The 15,061-nt window shown below is 62.8% G+C and carries 15 protein-coding genes; 5 read left to right on the forward strand and 10 right to left on the reverse strand.

The window, feature by feature from the left end:
- The first annotated feature begins 157 nt into the window (after nt 1-157).
- Nucleotides 158-1,018, forward strand: coding sequence for a polysaccharide deacetylase family protein (locus G3O01_RS33625; protein ID WP_205811300.1), 861 nt, complete (start codon nt 158-160; stop codon nt 1,016-1,018).
- Between the two features lie 35 nt (nt 1,019-1,053).
- On the opposite strand, the gene G3O01_RS33630 is transcribed toward G3O01_RS33625, so the two are convergent.
- The 5 genes from G3O01_RS33630 to G3O01_RS33650 all read right to left on the reverse strand — a co-directional run bounded on the left by G3O01_RS33630 (nt 1,054) and on the right by G3O01_RS33650 (nt 6,614).
- Nucleotides 1,054-1,305, reverse strand: coding sequence for a GlsB/YeaQ/YmgE family stress response membrane protein (locus G3O01_RS33630; RefSeq protein ID WP_205811301.1), 252 nt, complete (start codon nt 1,303-1,305; stop codon nt 1,054-1,056).
- Between the two features lie 184 nt (nt 1,306-1,489).
- A complete protein-coding gene (locus tag G3O01_RS33635; RefSeq protein ID WP_205811302.1) occupies nt 1,490-2,911 on the reverse strand; it encodes a DUF2252 domain-containing protein in 1,422 nt (473 codons plus the stop codon).
- 311 nt (nt 2,912-3,222) lie between these two features.
- On the reverse strand, nt 3,223-4,644 hold the full coding sequence (locus tag G3O01_RS33640) for a M23 family metallopeptidase (protein WP_205811303.1): 1,422 nt from the start codon (nt 4,642-4,644) through the stop codon (nt 3,223-3,225).
- Nucleotides 4,645-4,868: 224 nt separating this feature from the next.
- Nucleotides 4,869-5,804, reverse strand: a complete 936-nt coding sequence (locus G3O01_RS33645; RefSeq protein ID WP_205811304.1) for a glycosyltransferase family 4 protein — start codon at nt 5,802-5,804, stop codon at nt 4,869-4,871.
- A gap of 21 nt (nt 5,805-5,825) precedes the next feature.
- A complete protein-coding gene (locus G3O01_RS33650) occupies nt 5,826-6,614 on the reverse strand; it encodes a hypothetical protein (RefSeq protein WP_205811305.1) in 789 nt (262 codons plus the stop codon).
- Nucleotides 6,615-6,799: 185 nt separating this feature from the next.
- On the opposite strand from G3O01_RS33650, the gene G3O01_RS33655 reads away from it, so the two are divergent.
- Together G3O01_RS33655 and G3O01_RS33660 are read left to right on the forward strand one after the other, a co-directional pair.
- Nucleotides 6,800-7,387 (forward strand): hypothetical protein, encoded by a 588-nt coding sequence (locus tag G3O01_RS33655; RefSeq protein ID WP_241024476.1) that lies wholly within the window; start codon nt 6,800-6,802, stop codon nt 7,385-7,387.
- 153 nt (nt 7,388-7,540) lie between these two features.
- Complete coding sequence (locus G3O01_RS33660) at nt 7,541-8,164, forward strand: LysE family translocator (protein WP_205811306.1); 624 nt, start codon at nt 7,541-7,543, stop codon at nt 8,162-8,164.
- A gap of 80 nt (nt 8,165-8,244) precedes the next feature.
- Here G3O01_RS33660 and G3O01_RS33665 read toward each other — a convergent pair whose 3' ends face one another.
- From G3O01_RS33665 to oxlT, 3 genes are all read right to left on the reverse strand, one after another.
- A complete protein-coding gene (locus tag G3O01_RS33665; protein WP_205811307.1) occupies nt 8,245-9,696 on the reverse strand; it encodes an aldehyde dehydrogenase family protein in 1,452 nt (483 codons plus the stop codon).
- A gap of 66 nt (nt 9,697-9,762) precedes the next feature.
- Nucleotides 9,763-10,788: a LysR family transcriptional regulator gene (locus G3O01_RS33670; protein WP_205811308.1), complete on the reverse strand. Its 1,026-nt coding sequence runs from the start codon at nt 10,786-10,788 to the stop codon at nt 9,763-9,765.
- 32 nt (nt 10,789-10,820) lie between these two features.
- Entirely contained in the window at nt 10,821-12,161 is a 1,341-nt protein-coding gene (gene oxlT / locus G3O01_RS33675; protein WP_205811309.1) for an oxalate/formate MFS antiporter, read from the reverse strand.
- A 348-nt stretch (nt 12,162-12,509) separates the two neighbouring features.
- Here oxlT and G3O01_RS33680 point away from each other — a divergent pair, with 348 nt between their 5' ends.
- Both G3O01_RS33680 and G3O01_RS33685 read left to right on the forward strand, forming a co-directional pair.
- Nucleotides 12,510-13,454 (forward strand): LysR family transcriptional regulator, encoded by a 945-nt coding sequence (locus G3O01_RS33680; RefSeq protein ID WP_205811310.1) that lies wholly within the window; start codon nt 12,510-12,512, stop codon nt 13,452-13,454.
- Between the two features lie 96 nt (nt 13,455-13,550).
- Nucleotides 13,551-13,808 (forward strand): hypothetical protein, encoded by a 258-nt coding sequence (locus tag G3O01_RS33685; protein ID WP_109479575.1) that lies wholly within the window; start codon nt 13,551-13,553, stop codon nt 13,806-13,808.
- A 90-nt stretch (nt 13,809-13,898) separates the two neighbouring features.
- Here the strand turns inward: G3O01_RS33685 and G3O01_RS33690 are convergent, their stop codons facing one another.
- Both G3O01_RS33690 and G3O01_RS33695 read right to left on the reverse strand, forming a co-directional pair.
- Nucleotides 13,899-14,456, reverse strand: coding sequence for an NADP transhydrogenase subunit beta (locus tag G3O01_RS33690; RefSeq protein WP_205811311.1), 558 nt, complete (start codon nt 14,454-14,456; stop codon nt 13,899-13,901).
- Between the two features lie 60 nt (nt 14,457-14,516).
- A partial coding sequence (locus G3O01_RS33695; protein ID WP_205811312.1) for a CoA transferase occupies nt 14,517-15,061 on the reverse strand: 545 nt, incomplete at its 5' end.

The raw sequence follows: 15,061 nt of genomic DNA on the forward strand, positions 1-15,061 counted from the left end.
GGCTTCCCCAGCGCGGCCTCAAACGGGGCACGACGAACTCTTTCCAACTCTGCCATTTTCGAGACGCGACGCGCGCCAATGGTATCGTTCGCGTTTGACGTGCATCACGAAGGTCCTGCCGGCTTGATATGAAGAAAACCGGCAGACGAAACGCATCATGAATCAACCGAATCCGCCGCTGGCGCGCGCCGCCGATAGCGCCGCGCCCGTTCGCCGCTGGCCCCGCACGGGCAATCCGCCGATGTTCAACGCCACCATCGCGTGGCATGCCGCGATGCTCGCGGGCTGGACGTTCGCGCCGACGCACTGGCCGTGGTGGCTCGCGGGCATCGTCGTGAGCCATCTGATCGTCGTGTCGATCGGACTGTGGCCGCGCTCGTCGCTGCTCGGCCCGAACTGGACGCGCCTGCCTGATACGCCGCGCAACGCCGACGCCGTCGCGCTGACCATCGACGACGGCCCCGACCCGGTCGTCACGCCTCAGGTGCTCGACCTGCTCGACGCGCACGGCGTGCGCGCGACGTTCTTCTGTATCGGCGCGCGTGCCCAGCAGTATCCGGCGCTGATGCGCGAGATCGTCGCGCGTGGACACGACGTCGAGAATCATTCGCAGGTTCACGTGCACACGTTCTCGGTCACGCTGCCACGCGGGCTCACGCGCGAAATCGACGCCGCGCAGCACACGCTCGAAGCGCTGACGGGCGAGCGTCCGATGTTTTTCCGCGCGCCGGCCGGCCTGCGCAACCTGTTTCTCGAGCCGGTGCTGCAAAAGCTCGACCTGCGGCTCGCCGCGTGGACGCGGCGCGGCTTCGACACCCGCGAGCGCAACCCGCAACGCGTGCTGGAACGGCTCGTCGACGGGCTCGCGGCGCGCGACATCCTGCTGCTGCACGACGCGAGCGCGGCCAGGGACGCATCCGGCAAGCCTGTCGTGCTCGACGTGCTGCCGCGTCTGATCGAGACCGTGCGCGCGCGCGGCCTGCGCTTCGTGACGCTGCGCGAGGCGAACGGCGCCTGAAGGCTGACTCCCGGCGCCGCCGCCTCGTATCACACCTACACGCGCCGCCGGATCAGGTGATAAATGACGAGCAGTATGATCGCGCCGATGATCGACGCGATCCAGCCGGCTGCCTGCCCCGGCTGATACCAGCCCAGCGCGCGCCCGACGTAGCCCGCGATCAGCGAGCCGGCAATGCCGAGAATGATCGTCATGATCAGGCCCATGCTGTCGTCGCCCGGTTTGAGCGCGCGCGCAATCAGACCGACGACCAACCCGACGACTATCGTGCCAATGAGGGAAAGCATGCGAACCTCCGATGAGAGTTAGCACCACGGTGCCCTGCTACTGCTCGCCACAGACGGCGCAATGCGCGGCAACTTGCACCACTGCATTACGCGACTGTACTGCTTCGTGGCGTGCGCCATCGGACACAGCTGCATTGAACGCGCGCCATCGTTGATGGTTCCGGCGCAATCGCCGGGTGTCACATCAAATACGAAAATCAGCTGCCATGTCTTCGTCGGTGCGCGCCTCCAGCTCGCCGCTGCGGCACGCTTTCATGAACACGTCATAATCGCGCTCGACCTGATCGGCGTAGGCCGCCGCATACTCGGCGAGCGCCTCCGCGAACTGGTCGCTGCGTCCAATATACGCGCTGATCTCGATCGCCTTGCCGCCCGCCTTCGCGTGCGCGCGCGCCAGCGCCCAGCCGCACAGACGCGCATAGCCGTTCAGCTGGTCGACGTCGAACAGATCGACGCTCGGTGTCAGTTTCATGTCGCGCAACTGACGGAAATAAAAGTGCCGGCCGGCGGGCCCCGTCGACCAGCCGAGAAAGATATCGCTGGCCGCCTGCAACATGCGCTGACCCTGCACGACGCGCTCGCCCTCGTGCCTGGGCTCCAGCTTGCGCGGACCCGCCTTGAAATGCTGCGCGATCACCGAGCGGCGCGCTTCCTTGATCTGCAGAAAGAGCGGCTTGCCGCGCGGATCGACCGTGAGCAGCACGAGACAGCGCGTGCCGACGCTGCCCACGCCTACCACCTTGAACGCCAGGTCGTGCAATGCGAACTGTTCCAGCAGATCGCGCCGATCTTCGTTGAGCGTCTTCAGATAGCCTTCGTAGGTGCCTTGAATCAGCTTGCGCCAGTCGCCAACCCGGAACCAGTCGTCTTCGGGATCGAATAGCGTGCCCGCTCCGTGCACGTGGAACAGGCTGGGCGGCATGTCGCGCATCACGTAATGCTCGCCCTCGCGCTCGCACAGCTTGTCGAGCATGCTTTCGTGCGTGCGGGTCGCCGCCTTTTCCATCCCGCGCCGGATCAGGCGGCGGTTCTCGGCGTTCACGGCCATGTCGACCATCCGGTCGAACGTGATCCGCTCGTACCACAGTTCCAGCGTGCCGCATTCGGCGTACTGCGCCATGCGGTCGCGGTACTGATTGGCGGCCGTCATCACGAGATCGTAGGCGGCGCCGCGGCTAAAGCGCATGTGCCGCGCGGCCACGACGAAGCTCGCCACCAGCCGCTTCAGGTCCCATTCGAACGGCGCGGTGGATACTTCGTCGAAATCGTTCAGATCGAAGATCAGCTGGCGCTCAGGTGTCGCGAAACCGCCGAAGTTCAGCAGATGCGCGTCGCCGCAGATGGGCAGCGTGAGCGACGTGTGCGGCGTCATGCTGAGATCGTGCGCCTGCAGGATCGCACTGCCGCGATAGAAGGTGAACGGCGACACGGCCATACGCCCATAGCGCAGCGGCACGAGGCGCTCGACGCGTCCTTCGCTGCTTTGCCGCAGCAGATCGACGGGATTGCGATGCATATGGCCGATCGCGCGATGACTGGAGCGCCTGGCGTGTTCTCGGGCTGCGCGCCCGCTGGCTTCGCGTTCCGCGATGGTGCTGGCCTTCATGCGTTTCTCCGTTCTTGTGAAACAGCTTGCATTGGGTCGCACTGCTACCGCATGCCGCGAAAATGCGTCGTGGATCGACGGTTCCCGGCTGGCGTGGATGGATCGTAGCGGTTCGTGTTGCGTTGCACAGCGCCGGCGGCGCCGGGTGTGCAGATCGTACTGGACCGCGCACTTCCTTCGGATGGACTGTATTTAATCCTGTGGCGAACAGGCGCGCAAGTGCGTGCCACCTGGACGGTCGCAATCGAGAAAAGCGGAAAAAGCGGGAAAGGCAGAAGCGATGGCGCTTGAGGCGCCATCGCGTGACCACGTCAGAAGAAACGCGGCGGCTGGAGAATGAGCGCGATGCGCATGGCGGGCGCTGGCAGCGCTGCCAGTTGCGTGCGGGCAGCGGCGGCGCGTTCGTCGAACGCGACGCGCGCGGCGCCCGACAGCGGCGCGACGAACTGATGCGCGGTCAGTATCAGCGGATCGACGGGATGATCGTCCTTGCGCACTTCGTAATGCAGGTGCGGTCCCGTTGCCGTGCCCGTACGGCCGACATAGCCGATCACCTGCCCCTGCTCGATGCGCTCGCCGGCTTTCAGTTCACCCGCGAACAGCGACAGATGCGCGTAGTACGTCGAATAGCCGTCGTCGTGACGCAGCACGATGTGCTTGCCATAGCCGTGACCGTTGCCGGCCATCTCGACGATGCCGGCCGCGGCCGCGTAGACGGGCGTACCGGCGGGCGCGGTCAGGTCGACACCCGTGTGAAACCGCCGCTCGCCGAACACGGGATGCACGCGCATGCCGAACGGCGAACTCACGCGCCGGTAGTCCAGCGGCATCGCGAACGGCTCGCTTGCGATCGGCGCGCCATCGAGCGTGTAGTACGCGCCTTGCGATGCGCCGGGCGCCGTGAACCACAGCGCATCGTAGACCTGCCCGTTCAGACGGACTTCGACCGATGCAATGCGCTCATTGGCCACGCCGTCGGCGCGGCTCATCACGATCCGGTACTCGTCACCCGTTTGCGCGGGCGCGTCGACGTCGACGCGGCCCGCGAAGATCGCGCCGATCTGCGCGGCCACTTCGGCGGGAAAGCCCGCTTGAGCGAGCGATGCGCGCAGCGTCGTGCCGATCGCGCCGATGCTCGAACGTTGCGCATCGCCCTGCGTGCTGAAGCCGACGGAATCACCGAATGCAGTGGTGGCTTGCGCCCTGTTGACGGCTTCGCCTTCGCGGCTCACGCGGCCCGACCATGCGTGCCCGTCGTCCGAATGCTCGTGCGCGAGGGGCACGCACATCGTCGGCGTGGTCGAGCAGACCGTGCCGGGCACGAGTTCGTTCGACGGCATGCGCACGTTGATCGACGCCGTCGAATACGCGGGTTGATGGATGACCGTCTCAAGCGCCGGAGCGTCTGATGAACCGGCGTTGGATTCAGCGTGCGTGCGATCAATGTCGCGCGACAATGGCCGTCCCGGATGGAACGAAGTGACGGGGCGCGCGCCCGGCAAAGTCATCTCATGTACAAGTGCACGATGATGCCGCCGCTTGTGAGCGGAATCATGCTTGTGCGGCTTCGGGGCGGCCATGGCGGTGGACGCGCCGGGCACAGCCGACGCGCCGATCCACAATGCCGAAAAAGCGGCCACGCTGGAAAGCGTCTTGCGTTTGAACGGCAGCGAACCATGCGCTGCCGCAGAGATGCCCTGCCCGCGCGCGAGGAATGAGCGCAGGTGCTTCACGTCAAGATCTCGCGTTGGAAACAAAGGGCGGCGGGCATTAGCGGCTGTGCCCGGAAGACACGGCTGCGGCGCGTGGCGTAAACGGATCGTTCGATCCCGCGACCGGCTGGTCGCCGGTCGCTCCATCGCGCCTCGCAGCCCGACAAGTGAACTTTGAAGTTTAGAGCGGGGACTCCGCGTATTAAATCAGTTAAGTCTTAGATCGCCTAACGCGTCGAACGACCTCAAAGCAAACCACGCAAATACGCGTCCCATTCGACAATGCGTCTGTCCCATGAATAGAACCGCGTGAAGTACTCGACCTGTTGCGCACGCAAGTATTCGTCTTCGGGGCGACGCAGACGGACGGTTGCGATTGCATCGTCGAGCACGGCGGCAAAGCGCTGTGCATGAGCCTGCAGATTCTCGGTGAACGGATAAAGCCGCGCGAAATTCGCACAGGTTTCCGGCAAGCCGCCATACGCGGCGCAAACGGTGAGACAGCCGGCCGACATTGCTTCGATGGCCGAGATGCAACTCGTCTCCGGCTCGATGTTCGGGTACGCGAAGATGTCGCATTCGCCCAGCGCCTCGCGCACGACGGCATTCGGCTGCGCGCCGTGATAACGGATGCGCGGATGGGCGCGGCATCGCTCGAATAGCGGTTTGTACGGCTCGTCGCGCTCGGTCCAGTCGTAAATGCTGAAGCTGGAAAAGACATCGAGTTCGATGTCGGGATGGCGCGTCGCCAGATACTCGAAAACCGGAACGAGAATGTCGAGGCCGCGATCGGGCGTCGTGTGATAGATCAGGCGGATGCGCTCGCTGCGTCGCGGAACATAGGCGCCGAACGGCTCGATCGCATTCTGCAAAACAGCCATATCAGCGTACGGCACGCCCGGAATCATCTGAAACAATGCCGCCTGATAATGCGACACGCACACGATGCCCGCAAACGCCGCACGATTTTCAGCCTGCTCCAGGAAGCTGGATTCCTCGCGGCTTGGTTTATCGTGCAGCCAGAGAATGCGCTTACGGGCGGGGTCAAGCCAGCGGACACGAGTTGGAATAATCTGAAATTGCCGCGCCAGTTCCGGGTCGAGTCGCGCGTGGAGCGCGTTCAGCATCAGTTCCGTGCCGCCGCGCGCACGCTCGCTCAGCTCATTGGTTTCGATTGTCATGGGGTGAGCTTGAGGTTGCGTTCAGCTTTCGCCGCCGATCGCCGTCCGCGGACTCGCCGCCAAAGACGCGCTGAAGTCGCCATGCCACGTGTAGATGCCCTGATGCGACAGCTTCGATTGCGTATCGACGAAAATCTGGCCGCCGATATCGCGCCAGCGTCGGCAGAACGCATAGTCTTCCGACAGATAACGGCGGGTGGATGGCTCGACCATCACGTCGAAGAAGCGATAGCAGAGATCGTAGAGCGGCGAATCGGGCGGTCCGTCGGGCACATACTTCAGGTCGGGCAGCCGCGCGATCATCGTTTCGATCACGCTGCGCCTGATGCACATGAAGCCCGTCGGCGCTTCGCTGACTTCAAGGAAGCCGTCACTATCTACTGCCGACGACACGCCATCGTGCGCGTTCACCGGATAGCGCAAGTAGCGCGCCGCGAATGTTTCCTGCGTGAGTCCGCCCGGCAGCACGCCGGGCCAGTCGAAGCGCTTGAGCGGATAGACGCCCGCCGCGACGTCGCGATCCGCAAGCAGCAGACGGAACACCTGATCGACGGAAAAGCCAATATCCGCGTCGATCCAGAACAGATGCGTGCACGTCCGATCGAGCAGAAATTCGGCCACAGCCTCGTTGCGCGCCCGCGTGATCAGGCTTTCGCCTGAACGGATGCGCACCGCACCCTGCATGCCCGTTTGCCACAACGCGTTATTGAGCGTGAACAGACTATTCGCAAAATTCGCCGTGACATTGCCGCCGTAACACGGCGTCATGAACATCGGCTTCATCGATTGGAGTGCGGACGGATCGAGCATGGGCGTTATTCTTTTCGTGCCGGAAGGGAATCGATCAGTATCGCTGACTATCCAAAAAATGAATGTAAGAAGACTCTTAATGCGATACGGCTCGTGCGTTCGCCGGCGCGCGCGTGTTTTTAGGACGCGTCTCATGGTCGCAGACACGTTGACACGACAAACTCGACCCCCTTTCGACTTTCATCATGCAGCGCCACACCCGCTGCGCCATCGCCGTGAACCCGCTTCTGCTCAAACGCTCCAGCATTGCCTGCTTCGCGCTTCTGACTTCCGCCTGCACGCTGTTCGTCCCGCGTTCTGCGTCGTCGAACGCGATGCCCGCGAACAATGCTCTGTCCATCGCCTCTTCTTCCGACTTCGCCTATTTGCCCGCGCGCGAGGGTGCCGTCACTTTCGATCGCATCGCCAATACGGCGACGACGTCGATCCTGTTGAAGAAGGGAATCGAATCGGCGGTGCGCGATGCCGTCGTGTCCGCATGGCGCAAGTCGGGGCTCGTCGTGACGACGCACGACAAGCTGGTGCTGAGCGGGCGTATCGAAGTGCTGTCGGTGAACGACGCACGCTCGCCGGCCACGTGGACGATGACAGTCTGCTATCTCGTCACCAACGCTTCGACGAAAGAAACCGTCTATGTGAAGAGCAACACGGTTCATCTGTTCCGGCAGAAGTTCACGAACCCTGCGTTTGCGCTCGACGATCTCGTGAAGTTGAGCATCGATACGATCGTCAGGGATCCGCTGTTCCAGCAGGCACTTCAGCCCGTCCAGTAACGGACGCCGTTTTCTCGTCACCCTCGCGGCACGCACCTTCCACTGCGGTGCCGGCCGCAGCCGGCAATTCGCTACAATCAGATATTCCTGTGTGAATCCGCCGCCTCGCCGTGTTTCGGAGCACTGCGCGGCAGCCTGACCGAGCGTGCCGTCATGTCCCTCACCGCCTGGCTGTTCTTTCTTCCCGCCTGCTTCGCCATCAACATGGCGCCCGGGCCCAACAATCTGCTGTCGATCAACGTCGCGGCGCGGCACGGTTTCATGACCGCATTCGTCGCGGGCAGCGGGCGGCTGGTCGCCTTCGCGGGCATGCTGGTGCTCGCGGCGACGGGTCTTGCCGTTGTGCTGCACGCGTCCGAGCTGTTCTTCCTCGCGATCAAGCTGACAGGCGCCGCCTACCTGATCTGGCTCGCTATCCAGCTGTGGCGCAGCGACGCCGGGCCGATGGACGCAATGAAGCAGGACGACGCATCGCTATGGCGCATCGCGCGCCAGGAATGTTTTGTCGCGGCGGGCAATCCGAAGGCGATTCTGGTGTTCACCGCGTTCCTGCCGCAATTCGTCGATATTTCGAAGCCGATGCTGCCGCAATTCGCCGTGCTCGGCGCGAGCTTTCTGGTGCTCGAATGGTTCGCGATCGCGCTGTATTCGTGGGCTGGCATGTATCTGGGCAAGTGGCTCACGCGCGCCAAAGTGCGCCGCTGGTTCAACCGTTGCTGCGGCGCGTTTCTCGGCGCGATCGGCGTGAGCTTTCTGCTGGTTCGGCGTACGAGTTGAGTCGTTCGCTGCAGTACGCGCATAAAAAAGGGATCGGACGCAAAACGTCCGATCCCTTTTTTGTTAACGCGTTACTGCGATCAATGTTCTAGCGCGAGCCAGATCGCCTTCGGTTCAGTGAAGTTTTCGATCGCCACATCGCCGTGTTCGCGGCCAAAGCCTGAATCGCCCGTGCCGCCCCACGGAAGGCGCACGTCGGTATAGCCGTAGGTGTTGATCCAGACGGTGCCCGCCTTCAATGCATGCGCGACGCGGTGCACGCGGCCGATATCCGCGCTCCACACGCCCGCCGCGAGACTGTACGCCGTGCCGTTCGCGATGCGCACGGCGTCCTCCTCGTCGTTGAAGCGCACGACACTCGCCACCGGCCCGAAGATTTCCTCCTGCGAAATGCGCATTTCGTGCTCGACGTTCGCGAACACCGTCGGTTCGACGAAGAAGCCCTTCTGTCCGATCCTCGCGCCGCCCGTCACGAGCGACGCGCCCTCGTTCCTGCCGATCTCCACATAATCGAGCACCGTCTTCATCTGGCCGGCCGACACGAGCGGTCCCATGGTCGTCTCACGTTCGGACGGATCACCGACCTTGAGCGCCTTGGCGCGCTCAGCCAGCCGTTCGACGACTTCGTCATAAACATCGCGGTGCGCCAGAATGCGCGAGCCCGCCGAACACACCTGGCCTGTATTGAAGAAAATGCCGGAAGCCGCCGCGCGCACTGCCTTGTCGATATTCGCATCGGCGAAAATCACGTTCGCCGATTTTCCGCCGAGTTCCAGCGTCACGCGCTTGAAGTTGCCGGCCGCGCCTTGCAGAATGCCCCGCCCGACAGAGGGCGAACCGGTGAACGTCACCTTGTCGATACCCGGATGCGCAACGATCGCATCGCCGACCACGCGACCTTTACCCGTCACGATATTCAGCACGCCCGGCGGCACGCCCGCCTCCAGCGCCAGTTCGCCGATACGCAGCGCGGACAGCGGCGTGATCTCGGCAGGCTTCACGACCAGCGTGCAGCCGCACGCGAGCGCAGGCGCGATCTTCCACATGCCGATCATCAGCGGGAAATTCCACGGCACGATCGCGCCGACCACGCCGACGGGCTCGCGCACCGTGTAAGTCAGCGCGTCTGGCCGCACAGGCACGACCTGGCCGTTGATCTTGTCGCACCAGCCGGCGTAGTACGCGAGCGTATCGATCGCGGCAGGGACGTCCTGACGTTTGACGGCGGCAAGCGGCTTGCCCGCGTCGAGGCTTTCGAGCGCGACGATTTCGTCCTGGTGCTCGCGCAGCACTTCGGAAAAGCGCATCAGAATGCGGCCGCGCTCGGCGGCGCGCAGGCCGTTCCACACTTTGAGCGCCGCGCGCGCGGCCTTGACGGCCGTGTCGACATCCTGCGCGCTGCCTTGCGCGACGAGCGCTATCGGCTCTTCAGTCGCGGGATTGATGTTGACTGTGTATTCGCCCGTGCCGGGCGGCAGCCGCTTGCCGTCGATGAGAAGATCATGGCGTCTGAGGTCGGTTTCAGTGTCCATCACGTGCTCCTTGCGATTGCGATGTTGCTTCATCGCGAACCGATGGCTGAACCGCCCGCACCCGCGCTATGAGGCTCGCATCAGAGCCTCGTCATCGGGTACGCACGGCATCGGTTCGCGTGTGATTCCTTTTATAGCCGGATTTGCAGGTGCCGCGTCGGGCTTCGCGGCGGCGCCGGCATGGGCTGGCTGTAACTCCTTGCCGGCAAACAGCGCCCACACCGCTTCGGCGTTCGGGCGCAGCGAACGGTTGCGGCGGCGCACCAGCACCGTCGTCATCGAGACTTCCGGCACGAGCGGAAGCGCGACGAGCGTAGCAGGCAGCGCGGCCGCATGCGTATCGACAGGCAATACGCCGACGCCGAGGCCCAGTTCGATCATGCGCAGCGCCGCGGCGAGATGCCCGCATTCGTTGGCCCGCGCCGCATCGATACGATGCATGTTCAGTGCCCGCTCGGTCACATTGCGCGTGCCCGCTTCTGCATTGAGCGTGACAAGCTGCGTGACGGAACGGCTATTGCGCAGCGCGTCCCAATGCAACGCGACGCCCGCCGCGAGCGGATGCCCATGCGGCAGCACGGCACACAGCGGCGTGGAGACGAGCGGCAACGTATGGAAGGCATCGGCGCCCGCGACATTCGCGTCGCACAGCACGCCGAAATCGACTTCGCCCTGCTCGATCGCGGCGAGCACCGCATGTTGAGGCTGTTCTTTCGCGGTGACGATCAGGTCGGGGAAATTCGCGGCGCTGCGTGCGAGCCGCTCCGGCAGCCAGCCCGAAGACGTCACGGGATCGCATGCCACGATCACGACGCCCGTGTGCTCTTCGTGCGCGGCGCGCTCTTCGCGCAGCGTCAGCTCGATCTCTTCGATCAGACGCCCGATGCGCCGTTCGAGCCGCGATCCCGCTGTCGTCAGCTCGACCTGACGCGTCGTGCGGTCGAACAGGCGCAATGCGATCGCCTCTTCGAGTTCCCGCACGCACCGGCTCACGGCCGACTGCGTCAGATCGAATTCGCGCGCCGCCCGTGTGAAGCTCCGCTGACGCGCGACGGCGACGAACACCTTCAATTGCTGCAACGATACGTTCATGTGTTCACGTCGCCATGTGAAGTGAAACGGGTTTATTCGCCCGTCTGTTCCGGCCAGTGACGCAGGCCCGGTCCGCTTGCTGCCAGTTCCGGCTCGAGATCGTGCGACGCTTCGTTCGATGAAGCGATCCAGCGCGCACGCATCGGGGCGAGAACGAATTTCGCCGACACACCCGCTGCAATCGTGATGACAGCCGACACGATGAACACCAGGTTCCAGCCGCCCGTTGCCGCGAGTACCGAGGCGATCGGCACGATCAGCGATGCGGTGCCCTTCGCCGTATAGAGCGTGCCTGCATTCGCCGCCGCGAACTTGCTACCGAACGTATCCGCGCAGATCGCCGGGAAGATCGAGAAAATCTCGCCCCAGAACAGGAAGATCAGTGCGGCAAACGTCATGAACGCGTACGGATTCTGGCCGTATTCCATCAGGCCGAGCAGCGCGAGCCCTTCGCCGATGAAGATCGCGAACATCGTGTTCTCACGGCCGATCTTGTCGGAGATGAAACCGCACAGCGGACGCGTGAAGCCATTGCAGATGTTGTCGATGGACAGCGTCATCGTCAGCAGCGGCAGCGTCGCGCCGAACAGCGTCATCGGCAGCTTGGCGAGGCCCCAGTCTTTCGCGATCGGTCCGATTTGCGCCGTTGCCATCAGGCCGCCTGCCGCCACCGCGACGAAGCACGCATAGATGACCCAGAACACCGGCGCCTTGATCATCTGACCCGGCGTGTAGTCCTGCTTCGTGACCGCGAACTTGCGCTTGACCGCCTGCACCTTCACGCCTTCCGGCTTTCTCAGCAGCAGCGCCAGCACGAAGATCGCCACGCCTTGCAGGATGCCGAAGAACAGGAACGTGTGTTCGTAGCCCTGCGCGTTGATCATGTTCGCGATCGGAATCACCGTCACGGCCGCGCCTGCGCCAAAGCCTGCCGCGGTGAGGCCCGCAGCGAGACCGCGCTTGTCCGGGAACCACTTCAGCGCATTGCCGACGCACGTGCCATACACGCCGCCCGCGCCGACACCGGCGATCACCGACGCGATGTACAACTCCGGCAGCGTCGTCGCATACGAGTTCATCACCCACGCGAGACCCGCGCAGATTGCGCCACCCGCAACGACGGGACGCGGACCGAAGCGGTCGACGAGCCAGCCTTCCACCGGCACCAGCCACGTTTCCGTCAGGATGAAGATCGAGAATGCGAGCTGGACTTCAGCCTGCCCCCAGTGATGCTTCGCACTCATCGGTGCGACGAACAGCGTCCACGCGTACTGCAGGTTGGCGACGAGCGCCATGCAAAGGACACCAAATGCTAGTTGCCACCAACGGCTGCGCCAGAACGCAACCGGAGCTTGCTGTGAAATGCTGTTCATGTGCCTGTCTCCGCTATCTATTTAGGGCAGCCGGCCAAAGCGCCGGTCTGTATGCATGCCACCTTATAGTTGTGTCCCGAACTTACTGCTTTCGGGTATTTCTTCATGCCAATTCCAGTACTTCTTTTCTAAAAAACCTTTAGCCCGATTTAGCGCTTCTTTTATTCGAACCGTTAAAGATGCCTGTCATCTGCTCTTGTCGTTGTCGCATCCGGGCCTTGTTTTAGGCGTTAACCCGATGCTGATGCTGCGAATCGTCCATTACAGAATCCATGCTAGGGTCAATGCTGAATTACTGATAATTAAAGTTTGTTACCATGAGGATTCATCTTCGCTTATACATCTGCCATGACAATGCGTAACGCGACTCTGCGCCAGCTGAAAGTCTTCGAAACGGTGGCGCGGCATCTGAGCTTTTCGCGCGCGGCCGAGGAATTGCACCTCACGCAGCCCGCTGTTTCCACTCAGGTCAGACAGCTCGAAGAACATGCGGGCCTGCCGCTTTTCGAGCAGTTGGGCAAAAAGATCTACCTGACGCCGGCCGGCACGGAAATGCTTCACTACAGCCGCGCGATCATTCAGCAATTTCATGAAGTCGACGAAGCGATGGGCCAGCTCAAGGGCGTATCGGGCGGCAGACTGAACGTCGCCGTGATCAGCGCGGGCGACTACTTCTTTCCGCGTCTGCTGGCCGAATTCACGCGTCGTTATGCGGGCGTCGAACTGAACCTTGCGGTGCACAACCGCGAAGAACTGCTGCATCAGCTGTCGACCAATCAGACCGATCTCGCGGTGATGGTGCGTCCGCCGCAGGAAATGGATGCCATCAACGAAGCGTTCGCGCCGCACCCGTATGTGATCGTCGCGGCGCCCACGCATCCGCTCGCCAGCAAGCGCAACATCAAGCTCAGTCAGCTTGCGAGCGAGGCGTTCGTGGTGCGCGAACGCGGCTCGGACACGTGGAATTCGATGGAAGAAGGCTTCGCGGGACGCTTGACGAATCTCAAGATCGCGATGGAGATCAAGAGCACGGAGACGATCAAGCAGGCCGTGATTGCGGGCATGGGCATCGCGTTTCTGTCTGCGCATACCATCAGCCTCGAATTGCAGGTCGGCCATCTCGTCGTGCTCGACGTAGAAGGCTTTCCGGTGATGCTCAACTGGTACGTCGTGCATCGCAAGAACAAGCGGCTGCCGCCCGTTGCCGTGGCGTTCAAGCGCTTTCTGATGGAAGAAGGCGCGAACCTGATCGAGCAGATCACGCGCGTGAATCAACTGGCCGTCCATAAATGACGTGCTATGGATAGCCAATAAAACTTTAACTATTGCGGATTCACTGCGGCTTCTATGCTTCTGACGAGCCTCGTCACTCGACATGGGAGCATTGCGATGAATCAGTCTGCCGATCTGCACAATGAAGCGCTGCTGAGCGCCTACAACGCCGCGTTCAGCGATCTCGGCCTGCGGTTCCGCTGGAGCCAGGCCACGCTCGATTTCTTCGATGACGTCAGCAATGAAGTGGCGCGCATCACGGCGTATATCGAGCGCTTTCAGTCGCATCTGCTCAACGCCTATGACGCGGACTTTCTCGCGCAACTGATCTTCGACCGGAAGAACCAGTTTTACCGCGGGGCTGTCGCTCAATGACGCAGGGTTGCAGTTCATCGATGACTCTCTCCGACATCTGCGCTTCGTGAAGCAAAGTTCGCTGCGAAGCGCGGACGTCCCGTGTTTTCCTCAGTAACGCCGCGCCTGATGACGTTGACGGCTGCGCACGCGAATCGTCGCGTGCGTGGTATGCATCTGTCGCACTGCTGACATGCAGCGCGCCTGCGTGCGGCGCGGGTCTCGCTTCCATGTCCAGCGCTGCGTGAAGTCGTCGGCGGCCTGCATGCGCGCGGGGTCGCCGTCCCATGCGACACGCAGCGACGCGCTATGCCGTGCCGACACGCCGCAGTGCGCGGCCGCATGCGCTGCGTGCTCGTGCGTGGTCAGCATCACGTGCGCGCCCAGCGCAGCGGCCAGCAAACTCACTGCAAACAGCGCTGCCGTTCCGGGCAGTTGCGCCGGCTCGTTGACAAAAGCGTAACCAAGCCAGATACACAATCCCAACGCGAGCAGATCGACGATCTTGTCGCCTGCCGCGACTTGCCGCACGTTTCGCTTGCCATGCGCAAAGCGGTTGACGATCGCAGTCGACGCAATCGCCAGCAACAGTGCGCCCGAGAACACGAACACACACAACTCCAGCCGTTCTAGTCCCGACCACGCGATGAAGTCCGCAGCATCCGGCATCTCATCTCCTTGCGTCGCGCATGTGCGCCTGTTCTATCCGTACTTCGGTTTGTGCTTCGTTCAGATTGCGCCCGCTGTTCTGAGCGCTTCGACCTGATCACGCGAATAGCCAAGCTCGGCCATCACTTCATCCGTGTGTTCGCCGAGCAGCGGCGAGCGCGTGACATCCGTCGGGCTGTCCGACAGCTTGATCGGATTGCCCACCGTCAGATACTTGCCGCGCACCGGGTGATCGACCTCGACGATCGTGCCTGTCTTACGCAGCGATTCGTCCTGTGCGATCTCCTGCATCGACAGGATCGGGCCGCACGGAATGTCGTATTTGTTGAGGATTTCCATCGCTTCGAACTTGGTCTTCGTCATCGTCCAGCGTTCGATCTCCGCGAAGATTTCCTTCAGGCGCGGCAGACGTGCGGTCGGCGTCGCGTACTCCGGATCCGTGGCCCACTCTTCCTTGCCGATCACGTTGCAGATCTTCACCCACACGGGTGCCTGCGTGATGAAGTAGATGTACGCGTTCGGATCGTGCTCCCAGCCCTTGCACTTGAGGATCCAGCCAGGCTGACCGCCACCCGATGCATTGCCCGCGCGCGGCACCGCTTCAC

It is taken from the genome of Burkholderia sp. Ac-20365 (assembly GCF_017104715.1).
GTDB lineage: Bacteria > Pseudomonadota > Gammaproteobacteria > Burkholderiales > Burkholderiaceae > Paraburkholderia.